At 66.8% G+C, this 22,453-nt stretch carries 18 protein-coding genes; all 18 read left to right on the top strand.

Features of this window, described 5'->3' with window-relative positions:
• Positions 1-84: 84 nt before the first annotated feature.
• The 18 genes from rpsB (at position 85) to AC5P74_RS07200 (ending at position 22,283) form a co-directional block, all read left to right on the top strand.
• Entirely contained in the window at positions 85-891 is an 807-nt protein-coding gene (gene rpsB / locus AC5P74_RS07285; protein WP_005408748.1) for a 30S ribosomal protein S2, read from the top strand.
• 125 nt (positions 892-1,016) lie between these two features.
• Positions 1,017-1,892 (top strand): translation elongation factor Ts, encoded by an 876-nt coding sequence (tsf, locus tag AC5P74_RS07280; protein WP_005415856.1) that lies wholly within the window; start codon positions 1,017-1,019, stop codon positions 1,890-1,892.
• Positions 1,893-2,138: 246 nt separating this feature from the next.
• The gene (locus tag AC5P74_RS07275; protein ID WP_095378339.1) at positions 2,139-3,674 is read left to right on the top strand and encodes a sensor domain-containing diguanylate cyclase; all 1,536 of its coding nucleotides are present in this window, start codon (positions 2,139-2,141) and stop codon (positions 3,672-3,674) included.
• Positions 3,675-3,795: 121 nt separating this feature from the next.
• Complete coding sequence (pyrH, locus tag AC5P74_RS07270; RefSeq protein ID WP_005415854.1) at positions 3,796-4,524, top strand: UMP kinase; 729 nt, start codon at positions 3,796-3,798, stop codon at positions 4,522-4,524.
• 96 nt (positions 4,525-4,620) lie between these two features.
• Positions 4,621-5,175, top strand: coding sequence for a ribosome recycling factor (gene frr, locus AC5P74_RS07265; protein WP_005415853.1), 555 nt, complete (start codon positions 4,621-4,623; stop codon positions 5,173-5,175).
• A gap of 5 nt (positions 5,176-5,180) precedes the next feature.
• Entirely contained in the window at positions 5,181-5,948 is a 768-nt protein-coding gene (gene uppS / locus AC5P74_RS07260) for a polyprenyl diphosphate synthase (RefSeq protein ID WP_053497097.1), read from the top strand.
• Positions 5,945-6,781, top strand: a complete 837-nt coding sequence (locus AC5P74_RS07255) for a phosphatidate cytidylyltransferase (protein ID WP_005415851.1) — start codon at positions 5,945-5,947, stop codon at positions 6,779-6,781. Before uppS ends, AC5P74_RS07255 begins: the two co-directional genes overlap by 4 nt.
• A 2-nt stretch (positions 6,782-6,783) precedes the next feature.
• Complete coding sequence (locus AC5P74_RS07250) at positions 6,784-7,974, top strand: 1-deoxy-D-xylulose-5-phosphate reductoisomerase (RefSeq protein WP_138952850.1); 1,191 nt, start codon at positions 6,784-6,786, stop codon at positions 7,972-7,974.
• Between the two features lie 55 nt (positions 7,975-8,029).
• Positions 8,030-9,388, top strand: a complete 1,359-nt coding sequence (rseP, locus tag AC5P74_RS07245; protein WP_061480177.1) for an RIP metalloprotease RseP — start codon at positions 8,030-8,032, stop codon at positions 9,386-9,388.
• A gap of 74 nt (positions 9,389-9,462) precedes the next feature.
• Complete coding sequence (gene bamA, locus AC5P74_RS07240; RefSeq protein WP_053497093.1) at positions 9,463-11,826, top strand: outer membrane protein assembly factor BamA; 2,364 nt, start codon at positions 9,463-9,465, stop codon at positions 11,824-11,826.
• Between the two features lie 436 nt (positions 11,827-12,262).
• The gene (gene lpxD, locus AC5P74_RS07235; RefSeq protein WP_053497091.1) at positions 12,263-13,285 is read left to right on the top strand and encodes a UDP-3-O-(3-hydroxymyristoyl)glucosamine N-acyltransferase; all 1,023 of its coding nucleotides are present in this window, start codon (positions 12,263-12,265) and stop codon (positions 13,283-13,285) included.
• The gene (gene fabZ, locus AC5P74_RS07230) at positions 13,282-13,740 is read left to right on the top strand and encodes a 3-hydroxyacyl-ACP dehydratase FabZ (protein WP_005415845.1); all 459 of its coding nucleotides are present in this window, start codon (positions 13,282-13,284) and stop codon (positions 13,738-13,740) included. Before lpxD ends, fabZ begins: the two co-directional genes overlap by 4 nt.
• A 16-nt stretch (positions 13,741-13,756) precedes the next feature.
• Positions 13,757-14,548, top strand: coding sequence for an acyl-ACP--UDP-N-acetylglucosamine O-acyltransferase (lpxA, locus tag AC5P74_RS07225; protein WP_053497089.1), 792 nt, complete (start codon positions 13,757-13,759; stop codon positions 14,546-14,548).
• 53 nt (positions 14,549-14,601) lie between these two features.
• On the top strand, positions 14,602-15,804 hold the full coding sequence (lpxB, locus tag AC5P74_RS07220) for a lipid-A-disaccharide synthase (protein WP_231109109.1): 1,203 nt from the start codon (positions 14,602-14,604) through the stop codon (positions 15,802-15,804).
• Positions 15,801-16,460: a ribonuclease HII gene (rnhB, locus tag AC5P74_RS07215; protein WP_346608214.1), complete on the top strand. Its 660-nt coding sequence runs from the start codon at positions 15,801-15,803 to the stop codon at positions 16,458-16,460. The genes lpxB and rnhB overlap by 4 nt, the downstream gene beginning before the upstream one ends.
• A gap of 237 nt (positions 16,461-16,697) precedes the next feature.
• Positions 16,698-20,285, top strand: a complete 3,588-nt coding sequence (gene dnaE / locus AC5P74_RS07210) for a DNA polymerase III subunit alpha (protein ID WP_070489906.1) — start codon at positions 16,698-16,700, stop codon at positions 20,283-20,285.
• A 55-nt stretch (positions 20,286-20,340) separates the two neighbouring features.
• Positions 20,341-21,210, top strand: coding sequence for a YajG family lipoprotein (locus tag AC5P74_RS07205; RefSeq protein ID WP_329846441.1), 870 nt, complete (start codon positions 20,341-20,343; stop codon positions 21,208-21,210).
• Positions 21,211-21,323: 113 nt separating this feature from the next.
• A complete protein-coding gene (locus AC5P74_RS07200) occupies positions 21,324-22,283 on the top strand; it encodes an acetyl-CoA carboxylase carboxyltransferase subunit alpha (protein ID WP_019659134.1) in 960 nt (319 codons plus the stop codon).
• Positions 22,284-22,453: the final 170 nt, after the last annotated feature.

The raw sequence follows: 22,453 nt of genomic DNA, 5'->3' as shown, positions 1-22,453 counted from the left end.
AACCCCGGAACCGATCGCGCTTCCACGCGTCCCGCATACCTATCCCGCGGGCGGAATCGCTGGTTCCATATCAGGAGTATTGCAATGCCCCAGGTCACCATGCGTCAGATGCTGGAAGCCGGCGTCCACTTCGGCCACCAGACCCGCTACTGGAACCCGAAGATGGCTCCGTACATCTTCGGCGCCCGCGGCAAGATCCACATCATCAACCTGGAAAAGACCGTCCCGCTGTTCAACGATGCGATGAACTTCATCTCGTCGGTTGCCCAGAAGCGCGGCACCGTCCTGTTCCTGGGCACCAAGCGCAGCGCCCGCGAAACCATCAAGGAAGAAGCCGAGCGTTGCGGCATGCCGTTCATGAACCAGCGTTGGCTGGGCGGCACCCTGACCAACTTCCGTACCGTCAAGCAGTCGGTTGCCCGCCTGAAGGAACTGGAAGCCGGTGAAACCGACGGCACCTTCGAGAAGCTGGTCAAGCACGAAGTGCTGGGCCTGCGTCGCGAGCGCGACAAGCTGGAAGCCTCGCTGGGCGGCATCAAGGACATGAACCGTCTGCCGGACGCCATCTTCGTGATCGACATCGGCCACGAAGACATCGCGATCAAGGAAGCCAAGAAGCTGGGCATTCCGGTCATCGCCGTGGTCGACACCAACTACAACCCGGAACTGGTGGACTACGCCATCCCGGGCAACGACGACGCCATCCGCGCTGTGCAGCTGTACGCCCGCGCCGCTGCCGACGCCGTGCTGGAAGGCAAGGCCGCTGCCCCGCACGCCGCTTCGGTGCGCGAGGAAGAGTTCGCTGAAGCCGCTGCTGAAGGCGAAGAGAAGCCGGCCCGCCGCGCTCCGGCCAAGAAGGCTGCCAAGAAGGGCGACGACGCCCAGGCCTGATCCAGGCCCCGGGTGGACGCCCGGCGTCCACCCTCCCTGCACGCAGCCCCCGGCGCGTGACAGGACCGTGTCACACGGGCCGGCCACCATGCCGGCCCAACCCCTTTCTTTCGTGAGGTAATCCCGTGGAAATCACTGCTTCCCTGGTCAAGGAACTGCGCGAGCGCACCGGCGCCGGCATGATGGAATGCAAGAAGGCGCTTACCGAAGCCAACGGCGACATCAACGCCGCTGCTGAAGCCATGCGTAAGTCCGGCGCTGCCAAGGCCGACAAGAAGGCTGACCGCGTGGCCGCCGAAGGCCGTCTGGGCCTGGCCCAGGACGGCGGCAAGGCCGTGCTGGTCGAAGTCAACTCGGAAACCGACTTCGTCGCCAACGATGACAACTTCAAGTCCTTCGTCAACGCCGTCGCCGCCGCCGCCCTGGCATCGGGCGCCACCGACGTCGAAGCCGTGAAGGCCGCCACGCTGGCCGACGGCCGCACCGTTGAAGAAGCCCGCGCCACCGCCGTGCAGACCCTGGGTGAGAACATCCAGATCCGCCGCATGGTCAAGGTCGACACCACCGGCAACATCGGTGCCTACGTCCACACCAACGGCAAGGTTGGCGTGCTGGTCGACCTGATCGGCGGCGACGTCGAGCTGGCCCGTGGCCTGGCGATGCACGTGGCCGCGCTGAAGCCGCCGCACAACAAGGCTGCGGACGTTCCGGCCGAGTTCGTCGAAAAGGAAAAGGAAATCGAGCTGGCCAAGATGACCGAGAAGGACAAGGCCAAGCCGGCCGACATCCTGGAAAAGATCATCAGCGGCAAGATCAACAAGATCGTCAGCGACGTGACCCTGTACGGCCAGACCTACGTGCTGGGCGACACCACCGTCGAGCAGGTGGTCAAGGCCGCTGGCGCGGACGTGGCAGGCTTCAAGCTGCTGATCGTCGGCGAAGGCATCGAAAAGGTGGTGGAAGACTACGCCGCCGAAGTTGCCAAGGCGATGCAGGTCTGATTCCAGCCCTTCGGCTGTGAAACGACCAGAAGGAGCCGCGGGAAACCGCGGCTTTTTTTTATGTCCGCTCCACCCGTGGATGGCCAGATCCGACGGTGCGCACACCCGTCCCGGCACCTTTGCGTTGCGCTCGAATCAAGCCGATACTCAGTCGCAGGGAATCCTCAGTCATTTAGCAGGAACGAAAATCGCGGACTGTGATGCATTCCTAGGTATTCTTGCCCCAATGGAATTGAACGACCCGACATGCCTCCCGAGCTGACAGCTGCCCTGGCGCTCTGCCGCAACCTGCCTTCGCCACCCGGTATTGCCCTGCGCATCATCGAACTGGCTCAGGACCCGGAAGCGGACATCGCCACCGCCGCCGACATCATCGCCATCGACATGGCGCTGAGCGCTCGCATGCTGCGCATCGCCAATTCGCCGCTGTATGCCAGCCGCCGCCGCATCGAGAACCTCGGCCAGGCGCTGACCATGCTGGGCCTGAACGCCACGATCAGCCTCGCCCTCGGCTTCACCGTCACCCAGGGCCTGACCGGCGGTGGCGCCGATCATGACCTGCGCCAGCGCGCGTGGAAGCGCAGCATCCTCAGTGCCCTGGCGGCCAGCCAGCTGGGCCAGGCGCGCGGCCTGCGCCGGCTGGAGGAGCTGATGCTGGCCGGACTGCTGCAGGACCTGGGCGTGCTGTGCCTGGCCCAGGCCGAGTCGGAGCGCTACCTGCCGCTGCTGCGCGAAGCACGCGACAACATCGACCTGGTTTCCCGCGAGCGCGAGGCGCTGGGCTGCAGCCACGCCGACGTCGGCGCCTGGGTGGCCGAGCAATGGGGCCTGCCCCGCTACCTGGTGGAGAGCATCAGCCACAGCGAGGACGAGGACGCCGCCGAATCGCCATTCCAGGCCTGCGTGCAACTGTCCGGCGCAGTGGCCGACATCTGGCTGGATAGCGACGCCGATGCCGCGCGCGAGCGCGCCCTGCAGCAGGTGCACGACCGCCTGGAGCTGGACAGCGCGCGCTTCGACCAGGTGCTGGCCCGCATCAGCGAGGCCCTGCCCGACATCGCCAGCCTGTTCGATGCCGGCCTCAATTCTCCGGCGCGGGTGCGCGAGCTGATCGATCATGCGCAGGAACTGGCCACGCTGCGCAACCTGCGCGAACTGCAGGATGCCGACCAGGCACGCCGCCGTGCCGACGAATTCGAGGCGCGCGCCAAGCGCCTGGCCGACCAGGCCCATCGTGATGCGTTGACCGGCGTGCTCAACCGCCGCCAGCTGGAAGCGGTGCTGGAGCAGGAATTCCTGCGTGCCGGCCGCCAGGGCTGGCCACTGTCGGTGGCCTTCATCGACCTGGACGACTTCAAGAAGATCAACGACGCCCACGGCCACCTGACCGGTGACGAGGTGCTGCGCGCGTTCGCCGGCAAGCTGCAGGGCCAGCTGCGCAACAGCGACACCGTGGCCCGCTTCGGCGGCGAGGAGTTCGTCGCGCTGCTGCCCAACACCAGCGAAAGCGTGGCCCTGGACGTGATCCGCCGGGTGCTGGCCAACATCGTCGCCACGCCGATGGCCGAGCTGGAGGGCGGGCCGCTGTTCGTCACCTTCTCCGCCGGCGTGGCCACCCAGGGCGGCTACGAGCGCTTCGCCGACGTCCAGGACCTGCTGCGCGCGGCCGACGACGTGCTGTACCGCTCCAAGAACCTGGGCCGCAACCGGGTGATCGCCCGCTCGCCGGGGGCGCTGGGCCATGACGAGCTGTCAGCCACGGCCAGCGCCGAACTGGGCTGAACGGGACGCCCCGGCCGACCGGGGCGAACCATCGGATTCTGCGCCGCAGTGCACAAAACACTTTGGCACAACGCCGCATGCGCGTAGAATCGCCCGCGATTTCCACGCACCCGAGGTCCACATGTCCAAGCTCGCCTATCGCCGCATCCTTCTGAAACTGTCCGGGGAGGCGCTGATGGGAGACGAGGACTACGGCATCGACCCCAAGATCATCAATCGCCTCGCCCGTGAGGTCATCGAAGCCCAGCAGGCCGGTGCCGAAGTGGCGCTGGTGATCGGAGGTGGCAACATCTTCCGCGGCGCCGGCCTGGCCGCCGGCGGCATGGACCGCGTAACCGGCGACCAGATGGGCATGCTGGCCACCGTCATCAACGCCCTGGCCATGCAGGACGCCCTCGAGAAGCTGGGTGCCAAGGCCCGGGTGATGAGCGCGATCAAGATCAACGACGTGTGCGAGGACTACATCCGCCGCCGCGCCATCCGCCACCTGGAAAAGGGCCGCCTGGTGATCTTCGCTGCCGGCGTCGGCAGCCCGTTCTTCACCACCGACTCCGGCGCCGCACTGCGCGCGATCGAGATCGGCGCCGACCTGCTGCTGAAGGCCACCAAGGTCGATGGCGTGTACGACAAGGACCCGAACAAGCACAGCGATGCGGTCCGCTTCGACAGCCTGAGCTACGACGAAGTGATCCGCCGCGGCCTGGAAGTGATGGACACAGCGGCCTTCGCTCTGGCCCGCGACAGCGACCTGCCGATGCGCGTGTTCGACATGGGCCAGCCGGGCGAACTGCTGAAGATCCTCAACGGCGCGAACATCGGCACCCTGGTCCAGGGCCGCGACCCGGCCTGAGCCTGAGCGCAAAGCGACGACCGGGCCGATTCAGGCCCGGCAGCGTCCCGTATTCGCCTATAATCGCCCGATTCCAGATACATCCAGGACCGGGCGATGCTCAACGACATCAAGAACAACGCGCAGACGCGCATGGCCAAGAGCATTGACGCTCTGAAGCACACCCTCACCTCCATCCGGACCGGCCGTGCCACCCCGGCCCTGCTGGACCGCGTGACGGTCAGCGCCTATGGCAACGCCAGCACCCCGCTGAACCAGGTCGCGTCGATCTCCAACGCCGACGCCCACTCGCTGCTGGTCACCCCGTTCGACAAAGGCATGATCAAGGAGATCGAAAAGGGTCTCTACAATGCCGAGTTCACTCCGAACACGCTGGGCACCGCGATCCGCATCAACATGCCGCCGCCGACCGAAGAGCGCCGCAAGGAGCTGGTCAAGCAGGTGCAGAAGGAAGGGGAAGGCGCCAAGATCGCGATCCGCAACATCCGTCAGGACGCGAACAAGGAAATCGCCAAGCTGGTCAAGGACAAAGCGATCAGCGAAGACGAGAAGAAGCGCGGCGAAGACGACATCCAGAAGCTGACCGACGCCAACATCAAGGACGTCGACAAGGTCGTTGCCGACAAGGAAAAAGAACTGCTGTCGGTCTGAAGTCGATGCCTTCAGTCCCGTCTCCGTTGCCTGCCTCCCTGCCCCGCCACATTGCCATCATCATGGATGGCAACGGGCGTTGGGCACAGCAGCGCCGTCGCCCCCGCGTGATCGGCCACCGTGCCGGCGCGCGCGCGGTCAACCGCACCATCGAGCGCTGCCTTGAACTGGGCATTCCGGCGCTGACCCTGTTCGCCTTCTCCAGCGAGAACTGGGGCCGGCCGCAGGAGGAAGTGGACGCGCTGATGAAGCTGTTCCTCGGTGCACTCGACCGCGAAGTGGACGAGCTGCACCGGCGTGGCGTGCGCGTGCGCTTCATCGGCGAACGCGAGCGCTTCGGCGCCGGGCTGGTCAGCCGCATGCAGCTGGCCGAGCAGCGCACCGCCGACAACACCACCCTGACCCTGTCGATCGCTGCCAGCTACGGTGGCCGCCAGGACATCGCCCGCGCCGCGCGCGCCCTGGCCGTCGAAGTGGCGGCCGGTCGCCTGCTGCCCGAGCAGATCGACGAAGCGCTGCTGGGCAGCCAGGTGGCCCTGGCCGACCTGCCGCCGCCGGACCTGTTCATCCGCACCGGCGGCGACACCCGCATCAGCAACTTCCTGCTGTGGCAGCTCGCCTATACCGAACTGTGGTTCACCGAGGCCCTGTGGCCGGACTTCGACGCCGGGCAGCTGCAGCAGGCGCTCGACGCCTATGCCGGTCGCGAGCGTCGTTTCGGCCTGACCAGCGCCCAGATTGCCGCACTGGCCACCGAGACTTCCAGCCCATGACCAAGACCCGAGTCCTTGCCGCGCTGATCATGGCGCCGCTAGCCATTGCGGCGATCCTGCTGCTGCCCACGCAATGGCTGGCCGCCGCCGCCGCCGCCGTGCTGCTGATCGGCCTGTGGGAATGGCTGAAGCTGGCCGGTATCGAAGACACCCTGGCGCGCACCGTGCTGCTGGTGCTGAACCTGCTGCTGATGGTGCTGCTGGTCTGGGCCGATGGCAGCACCCTGGTCCTGTTCCAGATAACCACGCTGGCCGGCGTTGCCTGGTGGCTGGCCGCGCTGCTCTGGTTGCGCTTCTTCAACTTCGGTGCACAGCCGTCGGCACCCTCGCGGATCCTGAAGATGCTGGCCGGTACCCTGGCCATCGTCCCGGCCTGGGCCGCGCTGGTGCTGATCCATGCCGGCGGCGATCCGCCGGGCCAGCAGGGCCACCTGTGGCTGCTGGCTGCGCTGGCGCTGGTGTGGGCGGCCGACTCGGGCGCCTATTTCGCTGGCCGCCATTTCGGCAAGCACAAGCTGGCGCCGCGGATCAGCCCGAACAAGACCTGGGAAGGCCTGTTCGGCGGCCTGCTGGCCGGTGTCGCCGTGGCCCTCGGCCTGGGCTGGCTGGCTGGCATCGATGCCGCACACCTGCCCGGCCTGTTGATCACCGCAGTGGTAGCGGTGTTCGCCTCGGTCCTGGGCGACCTGTTCGAGAGCCTGATCAAGCGCCATGCCGGCGCCAAGGACTCGGGCCACCTGATCCCGGGCCACGGTGGCGTGCTCGACCGGGTCGACGGCGTCCTCGCCGCCGTGCCGGTGTTCGCGCTGGGCAAGGAAATCTTCGGGTTCTGACCATGAATGCTGCTGCAGACCTGCGCCGGGTCGCCGTGTTCGGCGCTACCGGCTCGATCGGCGCCTCCACGCTGGACGTGATCGCTCGCCACCCGCACCGCTACCAGGCCACGGTGCTCGCTGCCGGCCGCCAGGTGCAGGCGCTGCTGGCGCTGTGCCGCCAGCACAGACCCGCGCACGCGGTGATCGCCGACGCATCGCTGTTCGCCGAACTGCGTGACGGCCTGCGCGAGGCCGGCCTTGCCACCGAGGCCCATGCTGGCCAGGCCGCGCTGGACCAGCTGGCCGCCAGCGATGCCTGCGATACCGTGGTCGCGGCCATCGTCGGCGCGGCCGGCCTGTCCTCGACCCTGGCTGCCGCGGCCGCCGGCAAGCGCATCCTGCTGGCCAACAAGGAATCGCTGGTGCTGGCCGGCGAACTGCTGACCCGGACGGCCGAACGTGCCGGTGCCGAGATCATCCCGATCGACAGCGAGCACAGCGCGATCTTCCAGTGCCTGCGCTCGCGCGATGCCAGTGTCGACGGCGCCGGCGTGCGCCGGATCCTGCTGACCGCCTCCGGCGGCCCGTTCCGTGGCCGCAGCCGCGCCGAACTGGCCCAGGTCACCCCGGCCCAGGCCGTTGCCCACCCCAAGTGGTCGATGGGACCGAAGATCTCGGTCGATTCGGCGACATTGATGAACAAGGGCCTGGAAGTCATCGAGGCCCACCACCTGTTCGGCGTGCCCGGCGAGCGCATCGAGGTGCTGGTGCACCCGCAGAGCCTGGTCCATTCGCTGGTCGAGTTCGTCGATGGCTCGACCCTGGCCCAGATGGGCCTGCCGGACATGCGCACCACTCTCGCCGTCGGCCTGGGCTGGCCGCAGCGCATCGAATCGGGCGTGGCCGGGCTGGACCTGCTGGCCCAGGGCCGCCTGGATTTCGAGGCCCCGGATACTGACGCCTTCCCCTGCCTGGCGCTGGCCTGGCAGGCGATGCAGGCCGGCGGCACCGCACCGGCGGTACTGAACGCCGCCAATGAAGAGGCAGTTTCAGCGTTTCTTCAGGGCCGGATCGGTTTCCTGACGATCCCGGAGCTGGTTGCTAACGCTCTTTCAACACTGCCGACCCAGCCAGCCGATACACTGGAGATCCTGTTGTCCGCCGACCAGCGGGCACGCCAGCTCACCCTGAACGCCATCGACGCCGCCTGAACGACCGCCTCGCCCAGCATGACGCCGCCGCCCCTGCCCACCACTGTGAGCCTGCATGACTGACTTCATCGGATCGGTCTGGTGGATGATCGTCAGCCTCGGGCTGCTGGTCACCTTCCACGAGTTCGGGCATTACTGGGTCGGGCGCCTGTGCGGGGTCAAGATCCTGCGTTTCTCGGTCGGCTTCGGCCGGCCGCTGTGGTCGCGCCGCGACAGGCACGGCACCGAGTTCGCCATCGCCGCCATCCCGCTGGGCGGTTACGTGAAGTTCCTCGACGAACGCGAGGTCGAAGTCCACCCGCACGAGCGCGGCCAGGCCTTCAACCACAAGACCGTCTGGCAGCGCATCGCGATCGTTGCCGCCGGCCCGATCGCCAATCTGCTGCTGTGCATCCTGCTGCTGTGGGCGATGTTCGTGATCGGCAAGCAGGATTACTCGCCCACCATCGGCCGTGTCAGCGGCATCGCCGCCAGTGCCGGCCTGGCCAGCGGCGACCGCGTGCTGCGCGTGGACGACCGCCAGGTGGTCACCCTCGGCGAGGCCAGCATGGCGCTGACCGCAGCCGCGATGGACCGCCGCGACGTGAAGCTGGAAGTGCTGGATACGGCCGACCAGGTACGCACGCGCACCCTGCCGCTGTCGCAGCTGCCGGCGGGTTTCGATGAGCGGCGGGTGCCGATCCTGGCTGGCCTGCACTGGCAGTCGTGGCTGCAGCCGGCGCAAGTGGAATCGCTGACTGCGGACTCCGTGGTGGCAGGGCAACTGCAGCCAGGCGACCTGATCGTGGCCATCGATGGCCAGCGCATCGACAGCGTCGACCAGGTGATCGGCGAGATCCAGGCCCTGGGCCGTGCCGGCGGGCCGGGAATGATCGAGGTCCTGCGTGGCGGCGAGCGCCTGGCGCTGGAAGTCACCCCGCGCCAGGGCAAGGACGGCAAGGGCAATCCGGTCTGGCAGATCGGCGTCGGCTTCCCCACCAGCTACAGCCCCGCCTATGACACCCTGCTGCGCTATGGCCCGCTGGATGCGGTGACCGTGGCGGTGCGCGAGACCGGCCGCCTGGCCGCCGACTCGCTGGGCATGATGGGTCGCATCGTGACCGGCAAGGCCTCGCTGCAGAACGTTTCCGGGCCGGTCACCATCGCCCGCGTGGCCAATGTCTCGGCCAAGCGCGGCCTCGACTGGTTCCTGCAGTTCCTTGCCCTGCTGTCGCTCAGCCTGTGCATCATCAACCTGCTGCCGATCCCGATCTTGGACGGCGGCCACCTGCTGTATTACCTTATCGAGTTGGTCAAGGGCAGCCCGCTGAGCGAGCGTGCCATCGCCGCCGGCCAATACATCGGCCTGGCGTTGCTGGCCGGGCTGATGGGGTTGGCGTTCTACAACGACATCCTCGGCCTGGTCCCGCGATGAACTTTTCCACGTTGTTGCCGTCTACAGCGTCGGCATCCCGCACCAATGAAATCGACCTTCCTACCGGACGTGACATGACGCGACTCCCCAATCGCCGCCTGCTGGCCCTCGCCCTCGCCGCCGTCACCGGCGCTCCCGCCCTGGCCCAGGCAGCCGAGCCCTTCACTGTCAGCGACATCCGCGTCGATGGCCTGCAGCGCATCAGCTCGGGCACGGTGTTCACCTACCTGCCGGTGGAACGCGGCGAGACGATCACCGACAACAAGGTCGGCGAGACGATCCGCGCCCTGTACAAGACCGGCTTCTTCGAAGACGTGCAGCTGGACCGCCAGGGCACGATCCTGGTGGTGACCGTCAAGGAACGCCCGGCGATCAACAAGCTGACCGTGACCGGCAACAAGGACATCAAGTCCGACCAGCTGCTCAAGGGCCTGTCCGACATCGGCCTGACCGAGGGCGGCACCTTCGATCGCCTGAGCCTGGACCGCGTGACCCAGGAACTGCGCCGCCAGTACAACGACCGTGGCAAGTACAACGTCGACATCACCCCGACGGTGAGCCCGCTGGACCGCAACCGCGTGGACATCGCCATCGCCATCAAGGAAGGCAAGGCCGCCAAGATCCGCCACGTCAACCTGGTGGGCACCGAGAAGTTCGAGAGCAAGGACATCCTGGAGACCTGGGAGTCCAAGGAGCACAACTGGGCGTCGTGGTACCGCCGTGACGACCAGTACTCCAAGGAAAAGCTGTCCGGCGACCTGGAAAAGCTCAACTCCTGGTACCTGGATCGCGGCTACGTCGATTTCAGCATCGATTCCACCCAGGTCTCGATCAGCCCCGACAAGCGCGACATGTTCCTGACCGCGGGCGTGACCGAGGGTGCGCAGTACAAGATCTCCGAGATCAAGGTCAGCGGCGACACCATCCTCCCGCAGGAGGACGTCGAGCGCATGGTGATCCAGAAGTCCGGCGACACGTTCTCGCGTGCCCTGCTGGAATTCAGCTCGGACACCATCACCAATTCGCTGTCCAACATCGGCTACGCGTTCGCCAAGGTGAACCCGATTCCGACCACCAACCGCGCCGAGCAGACCGTGGCCATCAACATGCAGGTCGTGCCCGGCCCGCGCGTGTCGGTGCGCCGCATCCTGTTCCGCGGCAACACCCGCACGTCCGATGAAGTGATGCGTCGCGAAATGCGCCAGTTCGAGAACAGCTGGTACTCGCAGGCCGCAATCGACCGCTCCAAGATCCGCCTGCAGCGCCTGGGCTACTTCGAATCGGTGGAAGTGGAGACCCCGGCCGTCAGCGGCAGCAACGACCAGGTCGACGTCGTCTACAACGTCAAGGAAACCACCTCGGGCAGCTTCGTGTTCGGCCTGGGTTACTCGCAGTCCTACGGCATGACCACCTCGGTGCAGCTGTCGCAGAACAACTTCCTCGGTGGCGGCAACCGCGTGTCGGTCGAAGCCTCGCGCAGCAGCTACCTGCAGCGCTACGGTTTCAGCTACACCAACCCGTACTTCACCGATGACGGCGTGTCGCTGGGCTACAACCTGTCCTGGCGCGAACTGGATTACTCCGACTTCAACACCGCGCAGTACAACAGCACCAACGGTGCCGCGCAGGTGGTGTTCGGCGTGCCGCTGACCGAGACCGACACCGTCTCGCTGATGTTCGGCATCGACAGCAACCAGATCACCACCTACCAGGGCTCCACCCCGCAGTCGATCATCGACTACATCAACGCCGTCGGTAAGCGCACCTTCCATGCCTGGCGCACCGAGCTGGGCTGGGCGCGCGACTCGCGCAACGACTACTTCATGCCGACCCGCGGCACCTACCAGCGCGTGGGCCTGGAAACCACGCTGCCGGGTTCGACCATCGAGTACTACAAGCTGAACTACCAGATCAGCAAGTACTGGCCGATCATGCCGTCGCTGGTGATCAACACCCGCGCCGAAATCGGCTACGGCGATGCCTACGGCAAGGACTACACCCGTACGCTGACCAATCCGGATGGCACCACCCGCACCGTCACCGCCAGCGGCCTGCCGTTCTTCGAGAACTTCTACGCCGGTGGTACCAACTCGGTACGCGGCTTCGAGGACAACACCCTCGGCCCGCGCGAAGTCACTACTGGTTATCCGGAAGGCCAGCCGCTGGGTGGCTCGCTGAAGACCGTCGGTTCGGTGGAAGCCTACTTCCCGCGCCTGTTCGACAGCCCGTCGGCGCGCGTGTCGGCCTTCGTCGACTTCGGCAACGTGTATACCGGCGTGGACAACTTCAAGGCCAACGAGCTGCGCGTATCCACCGGTGTGGCCCTGCTGTGGCGCGCCCCGGTCGGCCCGATCTCGATCAGCTACGCCTTCCCGCTGAAGAAGGAAGACGATGACAAGATCGAACGCCTGCAATTCACGTTCGGTGGGCAGTTCTGACGAACCGCGAGGCGGTTCGCCAGAACTGCCCCCGCATTCCACCTATCCCCCGCGCCGCTACGCATGCCATCCATGGCATGCGCCTTTCGGGCCGTTGCATAGCAACGTTGGGAATCGCTCCTGCGATTCCCAGGGGCGCGCCCCCCCTTAACAAAGGGGGGCTCTCCACCAGACGGGGTGCGACGCGCCGGGCATTGCCCGGCGTTTTCGTTTTACTTGCTCGCCGCCGTTACTTCCCGCGCTCGCGTGAAATCATCTGGTGATGGCGCAGGGGGCTGACCAGGACCGTTGGCGCCATGGATGGCGCCATCGAGCCCCCAGGGATGGGTTTACGGCGTGTCCTGGGCAGCCCCCTGCGCCATCACCCCGGGACATCAGGCAGGCGCCTCTTTTGACCCCGCATGACCGAAATGGCGCCACACGTTAAACTCCCGCCGTGAATACTCCCACCTACACCGCCCAGCAACTCGCCGAGCAGTTCGGCCTGCAGGTCCATGGCGATCCCGCTACCGCCATCCATGGCGTGGCTACCCTCGCCCATGCCGGTCCTGGCCAGCTGACCTTCCTTGCCAACCCCCGCTATCGCGTCCAGCTGGCCGACAGCCGGGCTTCGCTGGTGGTCCTGCGTGCCGATGACGTCGAGGCCGCCCCCGGCGCCGCGCTCGTCGCCAAGGACCCGTACACCGCATTCGCCAAGATTGCCGCGCTGTTCGACATCGCGCCGACCCGCCCGCCGGGCATCCATCCCAGCGCAGTGATCGATCCCAGCGCCCAGGTCGCCGCCAGCGCCCATATCGGCCCGTTCGTCTCGGTCGGTGCGCGCAGCGTCGTCGGTGAGAACTGCATCATCGGCACCGGCAGCGTGATCGGCGAGGACTGCAGCCTGGATACCGGCTGTGAGCTGATCGCCCGCGTGACCCTGGTCACCCGGGTCACGCTGGGCAAGCGCGTGCGCGTGCATCCCGGTGCCGTACTCGGCGCCGATGGCTTCGGCCTGGCCATGGACGCTGGCAAGTGGATCAAGGTGCCGCAGCTCGGCGGTGTCCGCATCGGCGATGATTGCGAGATCGGCGCCAATACCTGTGTTGATCGTGGCGCGCTGGAAGACACCGTCCTCGCCGAGGATGTTCGCCTGGACAACCTGGTGCAGATTGCCCACAACGTGCAGATCGGCGCCCACTCGGCCATTGCCGGCTGCACCGGCATCGCCGGCAGCGCCAAGATCGGCCGTTACTGCCTGCTCGGCGGCCACGTTGGCGTGGTCGGCCACCTCGAGATCTGCGACAAGGTCGTGATCACCGGCAAGTCGGTGGTCCGCAACTCCATCCATGAGCCGGGCGAGTATTCGTCCGGCACCCCATTGACTGACAACCGCACGTGGCGCAAGAACGCCGCGCGCTTCAAGCAGCTGGACGCATTGGCTCGCCGCGTTCTGGCTGCTGGCAAGGAGAAAGAATGAACGATTCGCTGCAGCTTCCGATCGACGTCTGCCAGATCCAGGAACTGCTTCCGCACCGCTACCCGTTCCTGCTGGTGGACCGGGTGCTTGAACTCGACGTCGAGGCCAAGCGGATCCTGGCGCAGAAGAACGTCAGCATCAACGAGCCGTTCTTCCAGGGCCACTTCCCGGGCCGCCCGATCATGCCCGGGGTGCTGATCATCGAAGCGCTGGCGCAGGCTGGCGGCGTCATGACCCAGCTCACGCTCGGCCGCGATGCGCAGTCCAAGCTGTTCTACATGGTCAAGGTGGAAAACGCCCGCTTCAACAAGCAGGTCGTGCCCGGTGACGTGCTGATGCTGGACGTGCAGATGAAGCGCCTGATCCGCAACATGGGCTGGTACTACGGCGAAGCCAAGGTCAACGGCGAAGTCGTCGCGTCGGCCGAGGTCATGTGTGCCGGCGCCAAGGGCTGATCCACTGGAGGCAGCAATGACTGACAACGAACCGCGGATCCACCCCACCGCCGTCATCGACCCGGCCGCACGCCTGGCTGACGATGTCCAGGTGGGCGCCTTCACCCTGATCGGCCCCGACGTTGAAATCGGTGCCGGCACGGTGGTGGGCCCCCATTGCAGCATCCACGGCCCGACCCGGATCGGCCGCGACAACCGCTTCGTCGGCCATGCCGCGATCGGTGGCGAGCCGCAGGACAAGAAGTTCGGCGGCGAGCGCACCGAACTGGTGATCGGCGATCGCAACGTGTTCCGCGAGTTCGTCACGCTCAACCGTGGCACCGGCGGCGGCGGCGGCATCACCACCATCGGCAACGACAACTGGATGCTGGCCTACACGCACGTGGCACACGACTGCCATGTCGGCAACTTCTGCGTGTTCTCCAACAACACCACCCTGGCCGGCCATGTGACCGTGGGCGACTACGTGATCATCAGCGGCTTCGCCGGTGCCCACCAGTTCTGCCGCATCGGCGCGCATGCCTTCCTCGGCATGGGCGCGCTGACCAATGGTGACGTACCGCCGTTCACCATGGTAGGCACCGATTCGCTGGGACGCCCGCGTGGCATCAACAGCGAAGGCCTGAAGCGGCGCGGCTTTGACGCTGACCGCATTTCGGCCATCAAGCGTGCGTACCGCACGCTGTACGTCGCGGGCCTGCCGCTGGCAGAGGCCAAGGTGCAGCTGACCGAACAGGCGCGTGACAGCGACGACGTGAAGGCGATGCTGGACTTCATCGAGCACGCCGAGAGGCCCCTGCTGCGATGAGCAGCTCGACCGGCCAGGCGCCGGCCGGCGCCGCGGTGATCCCGCTGGCCTCGATGGCCGGCAGCGTTCCCGCGCAGCGGGTGCTCAGCGAGCGCCCGTTGCGGATCGCGCTGGTTGCCGGCGAAGCCTCCGGCGACCTGCTCGGTGCGGGCCTGGTGCGTGAACTGAAGGCACGCTTCCCGAATGCCGAGTTCGCCGGTATCGGCGGCGATGCAATGCGCAGCGCCGGCTGCCAGACCTGGCACGATGCCAGCGAGCTGGCGGTGATGGGCCTGACCGAAGTGCTGCGCCACCTGCCGCGCCTGCTCAAGCTGCGCTCGGCGTTCCGCCAGCGTGCGCTGGACTGGCAGCCGGACGTGTTCATCGGCATCGACGCCCCCGACTTCAACCTGGGCATCGAGCGCTGGCTGAAGCAGCGTGGCGTGCGCACCGTGCATTACGTCAGCCCGTCGGTCTGGGCCTGGCGCGAAAAGCGCGCCGAGAAAATCGGCAGCAGCGCCGACCTGGTGCTGTGCCTGTTCCCGATGGAGCCGCCGATCTATGCCCGGCACGGCATCGACGCGCGCTTCGTCGGCCACCCGATGGCCGATGACATTCCGCTGCAAGGCAACCGCGAGGAAGCACGCGCCGCGCTCGGCCTGCCGGCCTCGGCCAAGGTGCTGGCGGTGTTGCCGGGCAGCCGCCTCGGCGAGATCTCGCGCCTGGGAGAGCCGTTCTTCGAAGCCGCCTGGCAGGTCTCCGAACGCATTCCGGGCCTGCATGTGGTGGTGCCTGCCGCCAACCCGGCCTGCAGGCAGCTGATCGAAGAACAGCTGTCGCGCTCGGCGCTGCCGGTGGCCTACTCGCACGTGCTTGACGGCCAGGCGCGCAACGCGATGATCGCCGCCGACGTGGTGGTGCTGGCCTCCGGCACCGCGACCCTGGAAGCCATGCTGGTGAAGCGGCCGATGGTGGTCGGTTACCGCGTCAACGAACTGACCTATCGACTGGTCAAGGCGCTTGGCCTGATCAAGGTCGACCGCTTCGCCCTGCCCAACATCCTGGCCGGCCAGGACCTGGCACCGGAGCTGATGCAGCACGACTGCACGCCGGACAGGCTGGCCGCGGCCATCCAGCAGTGGTTCGACCACCCGCAGCGGGTGATCGACCTGCAGGACACTTATGTGCGACTGCACGAGCGACTGCGACGCAACGCCTCGGCGCGTGCCGCCGATGCCGTCGGCGAGCTGCTGATGCGCGACCAGGCGCAGGCATGAGCCGCCGCCACGCCGCAGCAGCAAGCCTGGCCCTGTTCGACGGTACGGCAGTGGTCGAGCCGGAGCGCCTGGTCGCCGGTGTCGACGAGGCCGGGCGTGGCCCGCTGGCCGGGCCGGTGGCGGTGGCGGCGGTGGTATTCGATCCGTCACGGCCACGGATCAACGGCCTGGATGATTCCAAGCAGTTGACCGCTGCCCGCCGCGCGCAGCTGCATGACCGCATCGTCGAGCGCGCCCTGGCCTGGCATGTGGTGCTGGTGGACGTGGACACCATCGACCGCCTGAACATCTACCAGGCCACCCTGCAGGGCATGCGTGACGTCGTTGCAGCGGTCGCCCACGTGGCCGGCTTCGCCCGCATCGACGGCAACGTGGTGCCCAAGGGCCTGGTACTGCCGGCGCAGGCGCTGGTCGGCGGCGATGGCATCGACCGCGCGATCATGGCCGCCTCGATCCTGGCCAAGGTCTCGCGCGATCGCTACATGCAGGACGTGCACGCCCGCCACCCCCAGTATGGGTTCGAGCAGCACAAGGGCTATGGCACTCCGGCCCACCTGGCCGCCCTGCGCGAGCACGGCCCCTGCGTGGAGCACCGGCGCAGCTTCGCCCCGGTGCGCGAGTGCCTGGAAGCGCCAGCTGTCGCGGCCATCGCCTGAGCCTGCTGGCGTTGTAGCGCCGAGCCCATGCTCGGCAGCTGTGGACAGCCGAGCATGGGCTCGGCGCTACAGAAGGCGGCCTCCCGCACGCCTGAATCCGGCGCCACGCCGTGCCCCTGTCAAGCCTTGTGGCAACCCCCTGCCCTCGCTACCCTGACCGGGCATTCCAGCGCTTCCCGACCCCGGCGACGAACCTCCGTCAGCACCCGGGGCCCGCGCGCTCCAACCTGGTCCGGCATGTCCAACTCCCGCTTCGTACATCTCCACGTCCACACCGAGTTCTCGCTGGCGGACTCGACCATCCGCGTGCCGGCCAAGCCGGACCAGGCGGACCCGAAGAAGGCCAAGCAGGCCAACCTGCTGTCGCGCTCGGTGGAGCTCGGCCTGCCCGCGCTGGCGGTGACCGATCTCAACAACCTGTTCGCCCTGGTCAAGTTCTACAAGGCCGCCGAAGGCGTGGGCATCAAGCCGATCGCCGGTGCCGACGTGCTGATCGCCGAGGAAGGCCAGGACCCGTGGCGGATGACCCTGCTGTGCCGCGACCGCGAGGGCTACCTGAGCCTGTCGCGGTTGCTGACCCGCGCCTGGATGGAAGGCCATCGCCCGGAAGGCGGTGTGGCCATCCACCCGGACTGGCTGAAGGCCGGCAACGCCAACCTGTTCGCGCTGGCCGGACGGCAGAGCCTGGCCGGGCGCCTGGCACTGGACGGCAAGCATGAACTGGCCGAGCAGCAGCTGGCCGACTGGCAGCGCGTGTTCGGCGATGGCCTGCACCTGGAGCTGACCCGTACCGGCCGCGAGGGCGAGGAAACCTTCAACCAGTTCGCGCTGATGGCCGCTGGCCAGCGCGGCCTGCCGGTGGTCGCCAGCAATGACGTGCGCTTCCTGTCGCCGTCGGATTTCAGCGCGCACGAAGCGCGCGTGTGCATTTCCACCGGCCGCGTGCTGGACGATCCCAAGCGTCCGCGCGAGTACAGCGACCAGCAGTACCTGAAGTCGGCCGAGGAGATGTGCGCGCTGTTCGCCGACATCCCCGATGCGATCGACAACACGCTGGCGCTGGCCGAGCGCTGCAACATCGAGATGCGGCTGGGCACCTACTTCCTGCCCAACTACCCGGTGCCCGACGACGAGACCTTGGACACCTGGATCCAGAAGATGTCGCGGGACGGCCTGGAAGAGCGCTTGGAGAAGAATCCGCTGGCGCCGGGCAAGACCCGTGAGGAGTACTTCGAGCGCCTGGAGTTCGAGCTCAACACCATCATCAAGATGGGCTTCCCTGGCTACTTCCTGATCGTGGCCGACTTCATCCAGTGGGGCAAGAACCAGGGCATTCCGATCGGTCCCGGCCGTGGTTCGGGTGCCGGTTCGCTGGTGGCGTGGGCGCTGAAGATCACCGACTTGGACCCGCTGCCGTACAACCTGCTGTTCGAGCGATTCCTCAATCCCGAACGCGTGTCGATGCCCGACTTCGACATCGACTTCTGCATGGATCGCCGCGACGAAGTGATCGACTACGTCGCGCGCAAATACGGGCGCGAGCGCGTCAGCCAGATCATCACCTACGGCACCATGGCCGCCAAGGCGGTGGTGCGCGACTCCGGCCGCGTGCTCGGGTTCCCGTACGGCCTGGTGGATGGTGTTTCCAAGCTGATCCCCAACATCCTGGGCATCCACCTGAAGGATGCGCTGGGCAAGGGCAAGGAAGGCCCGAGCTCGGAAATGGCCTCGCCGGAACTGATCCAGCGCTACGAGACCGAGGACGATGTCCGCGACCTGATCGACCTGGCGCTGCAGCTGGAAGACCTGACCCGCAACGCCGGCAAGCACGCCGGTGGCGTGGTGATCGGGCCCGAGCCGCTGAGCGAGTTCTGCCCGCTGTACGCAGAACACGACGAAAATGGGCTCGGCAAGAACCCGGTCACCCAGTTCGACAAGAACGACGTGGAAGAAGTGGGCCTGGTGAAGTTCGACTTCCTCGGCCTGCGCACGCTGACCATCATCGACTGGGCGGTGAAGGCGATCAACAAGCGCCACGAACGCGCGGGCATTCCGCCGGTCGACATTGCCGCGATCCCGCTCGACGATGCGCCCACCTACAAGGACATCTTCGCCAACGGCAACACCGGCGCGGTGTTCCAGTTCGAATCCTCGGGCATGCGCCGCCTGCTGAAGGACGCGCGCCCCGACCGCTTCGAAGACCTGATCGCGCTGGTGTCGCTGTATCGCCCCGGCCCGATGGACCTGATTCCCTCCTTCAACGCGCGCAAGCACGGCCAGGAAGAAATCATCTATCCCGATCCGCGCACCGAAGCGATCCTGAAGGACACCTACGGCATCATGGTGTACCAGGAGCAGGTGATGCAGATGGCGCAGATCGTCGGCGGCTACTCGCTGGGCGGCGCTGACCTGCTGCGACGCGCGATGGGCAAGAAGGTGCCGGCGGAAATGGCCAAGCACCGCGAGATCTTCCGCGAAGGCGCAGCCAAGGGCGGCGTCGACGGCCCCAAGGCCGACGAAATCTTCGACCTGATGGAGAAGTTCGCCGGCTATGGCTTCAACAAGTCGCACGCCGCTGCATACGCACTGGTCAGCTACCAGACCGCCTGGCTGAAGCGCCATTACCCGGCCGAGTTCATGGCGGCCACGCTGTCTTCGGACCTGGACAACACCGACAAGGTGGTCGGCTTCCTCGACGAGGTGCGCAACCTCGGCCTGACCGTGCTGCCGCCGAAGGTGAACCAGTCGGCCTTCATGTTCGAAGCGGTCACACCGGACACGATCCAGTACGGCCTGGGCGCGATCAAGGGCGTCGGCCAGGGCGCCTGCGAAGCGGTGGTCGAGGAACGACTGAAGGGCGGACCGTTCAAGGATCTGCTGGACTTCTGCACCCGCGTCGGCTCGGCCAAGCTCAACCGGCGCACGCTGGAAGCGATGATCAACTGTGGCGCGCTCGATGAGCTCGGCCGCAACCGTGCCTCGCTGATGCTGCAGCTGCCGGAAGTGATCAAGGCCACCGACCAGATGGCACGCGAGCGTGCGTCCGGGCAGAATTCGCTGTTTGGCGGGCCTGATCCGAGCACCGTGTCGATCCAGCTGGACCTGCCCGAAGCCGAAGAATGGCCGCTGCTGCAGCGCCTCAACGGCGAGCGCGACACGCTGGGCTTCTACCTCAGCGGCCACCCGTTCGATCCCTGGCGCGACGATGTGCGCGACCTGGTCGGCAACGACCTGGGTTCGGTGGAGAAGATCTGGAGCGCCAACAGCGGCGGCGGCGGCGGCGAGAAGCGCTGGCGCCCGGAAGTGCAGACCGTGCTGGCCGGCCAGGTGGTCGGCGTGCGCCGCAAGGGTGAGAGCCAGATCTTCATCCAGCTGGAGGACGGTCGCGGCCGCGTGGAGTGCAGCGCGTTCTCCGATGCGATGGCCGAGTTCGGCCACCTGATGACCAAGGACCGCATCCTGGTGGTCAAGGGCGGCCTGCGCGAGGACGAATTCAACGGCGGCTACGCACTGCGCATCCGCCAGTGCTGGGACTTCGACGAAGTCTGCGCCAACTACGCCACGCGGCTGTCGTTGCGCCTGGACCTGCGCCAGCAGCGCCCGGTCTGGGAGCGCATCAATGCCCTGCTCGACCGCCATCGCCCGGGGCGCACGCCGCTGCGCCTGGACCTGCTGCTGAAGGGCCCGCACGGCGGTGTCGCCGGCATGCTGGATGTCTCCGGGCAGAGCGCAGTGCGCATCGATTCCAAGCTGATGGAGGCGCTGCGCGCCGACCCCGCCGTACGTACGCTGAAGGTGCGCTACAGCCCGCCGTGGGCCAGCTGAGGCTGGCTGCTTCGTGTTCCAGTTTTCCCGTTCCAGACATCAAGGACGATCGCCAATGAAGACCCTGCTGTTCCCGTTCGTTGCCGCACTGGCGCTGGCCGCCTGCTCGCCGTCGAAGATCGAGTTCCAGATCGACAACCCGACCGACACGCCGCTGGCGCTGAGCATCGACGGCCAGGACCTGCCGGTGGCCGCGCACGGCTCGCGCCCGGTCTCGCTGGCCGTTGGCGAGCATCGCCTGCATACCGACACGCTCGGCGACGTGCGCTTCATCGTCTACGTCGACGGTCGTGGCGGCCTGATCAACCCGACCCTGAGCGAATACGTGATCGCACGCGAGGTCTACGTCACCGACGAGAGCAAGCTGAAGAATTTCGGCACCGGCAAGGCCGGCATCGAGCTGGGCGGCGTCGACTTCGAGGGCCCCTTCGAGAAGCACCACGACCTGTTCATCGACAAGACCTGGACCTACGGCGTGCGCGAACCGTTCCCGAAGGAAAAGGTGGTCGCCCACGTCGATTCCAGTGGTGGCCAGATCGTCGCCAAGGTGTTCACGGCACCGGATTTCATCGCCTACGTCGAGGAAGGCATGGGCGAGCCGGGCGCGTTCAAGCGCGAACAGCCGGCCGGCTACGTGGCCCCGGCATACAGCCTTGAACCGGCACCGGCCAGCCTGCCGGCGCTGGCACCGGCCTTCGAGGCGCATGCCGCGCCGCTTCGCGAGGTCTACGCGCGATGGCTGAAGGCCACCACCGCCGATGAACAGAAGGCCCTGCGCAAGCAGGACTTCGCTGCGCAGATGACCTTCACCTCGGCCACTGCCACCCTGGGCAGCGGCCTGGGCCGGGAGGCCAACGAGGCCTACAACGACTTCGTTTCCCAGCGCAGCCAGTTGATGGGCCGCAGTGCCCTGGTGGTGCCCTGAGCTGACTGGCGCCGCCTGCCCGGCTGCGCTACCGTCGCCTTCCAGACGAAGGCGTACGGGTGGTTTGCACGCATTCGGCTAGAATTGCCCCCTTCTTTACACGACGGCTTCCGATGAATCCGAACTACCTCGACTTCGAGCAACCCATCGCCGACCTGGAAGCCAAGATCCAGGAACTGCGCAACGCCAGTGCCGGGCCGGCGGTCAATGTCGAGGCGGAAGTGCACGCGCTGCAGGACAAGCTGCGCATGCGCACCGCGCAGATCTTCCGCAACCTGACCTCGTGGCAGGTGCTGCAGCTGGCCCGGCACCCGTCGCGTCCGTACACCGCCGACTACATCCGCGTCATGTTCGATGAGTTCCAGGAGCTGGCCGGTGACCGCGCCTTCGCCGACGACAAGGCGATCATGGGCGGCCTGGCCCGCATCAATGGCCGCGCGGTAATGGTGATCGGCCACCAGAAGGGTCGCGACACCAAGGAAAAGATCAAGCGCAACTTCGGCATGCCCAAGCCGGAGGGCTACCGCAAGGCGCTGCGCCTGATGAAGATGGCCGAGCGCTTCGGCCTGCCGGTGCTGACCCTGATCGACACCGCCGGTGCCTGGCCGGGTATCGACGCCGAATCGCGCGGCCAGTCCGAAGCGATCGCGCGCAACCTGATCGAGATGGCCGAGCTGAAGGTGCCGATCATCTGCACCGTGATCGGTGAAGGCGGCTCCGGCGGCGCGCTGGCGCTGGGCGTGGGCGACCGCACCGTGATGCTGGAATACGCGGTGTACTCGACCATCACCCCGGAAGGCTGCGCCTCGATCCTGTGGAAGGACGCCGGCAAGGCCAAGGAAGCCGCCGAGCAGCTGGGCCTGACCGCGCCGCGCCTGAAGAGCCTGGGCCTGGTCGACAAGGTCGTGCGCGAGCCCACCGGCGGCGCCCACCGCAATCCGACCCAGATGGCCAAGCGCCTGAAGGCCGTGCTGCTGAACGAACTGGACGCGCTGGACAAGCTGTCCACCGAACAGCTGCTGGAGCAGCGCTACACCCGCCTGCGCAGCTACGGCACGTACGAAGCGGCCTGATTCATCGGCTTGTTACTTTCTTGCTCGTGCAAGAAAGTAACCAAAGAACACGCCGCCGAACGCGAGCCGGTGCTATGCACCGGTTCCCTGCGCTTCTCGGTGAATCAGGGGACGGCGTCGAACTCGCTGCGCTCAGACATCGGCGCCTCTTCGCCCCTGTTTCACCTGCG

Source organism: Stenotrophomonas sp. YJH_SMC_94-11 (assembly GCF_059370435.1).
The sequence above is the reverse complement of the archived record's forward strand: the minus strand, read 5'-3'. Positions and strand labels throughout refer to the sequence as shown.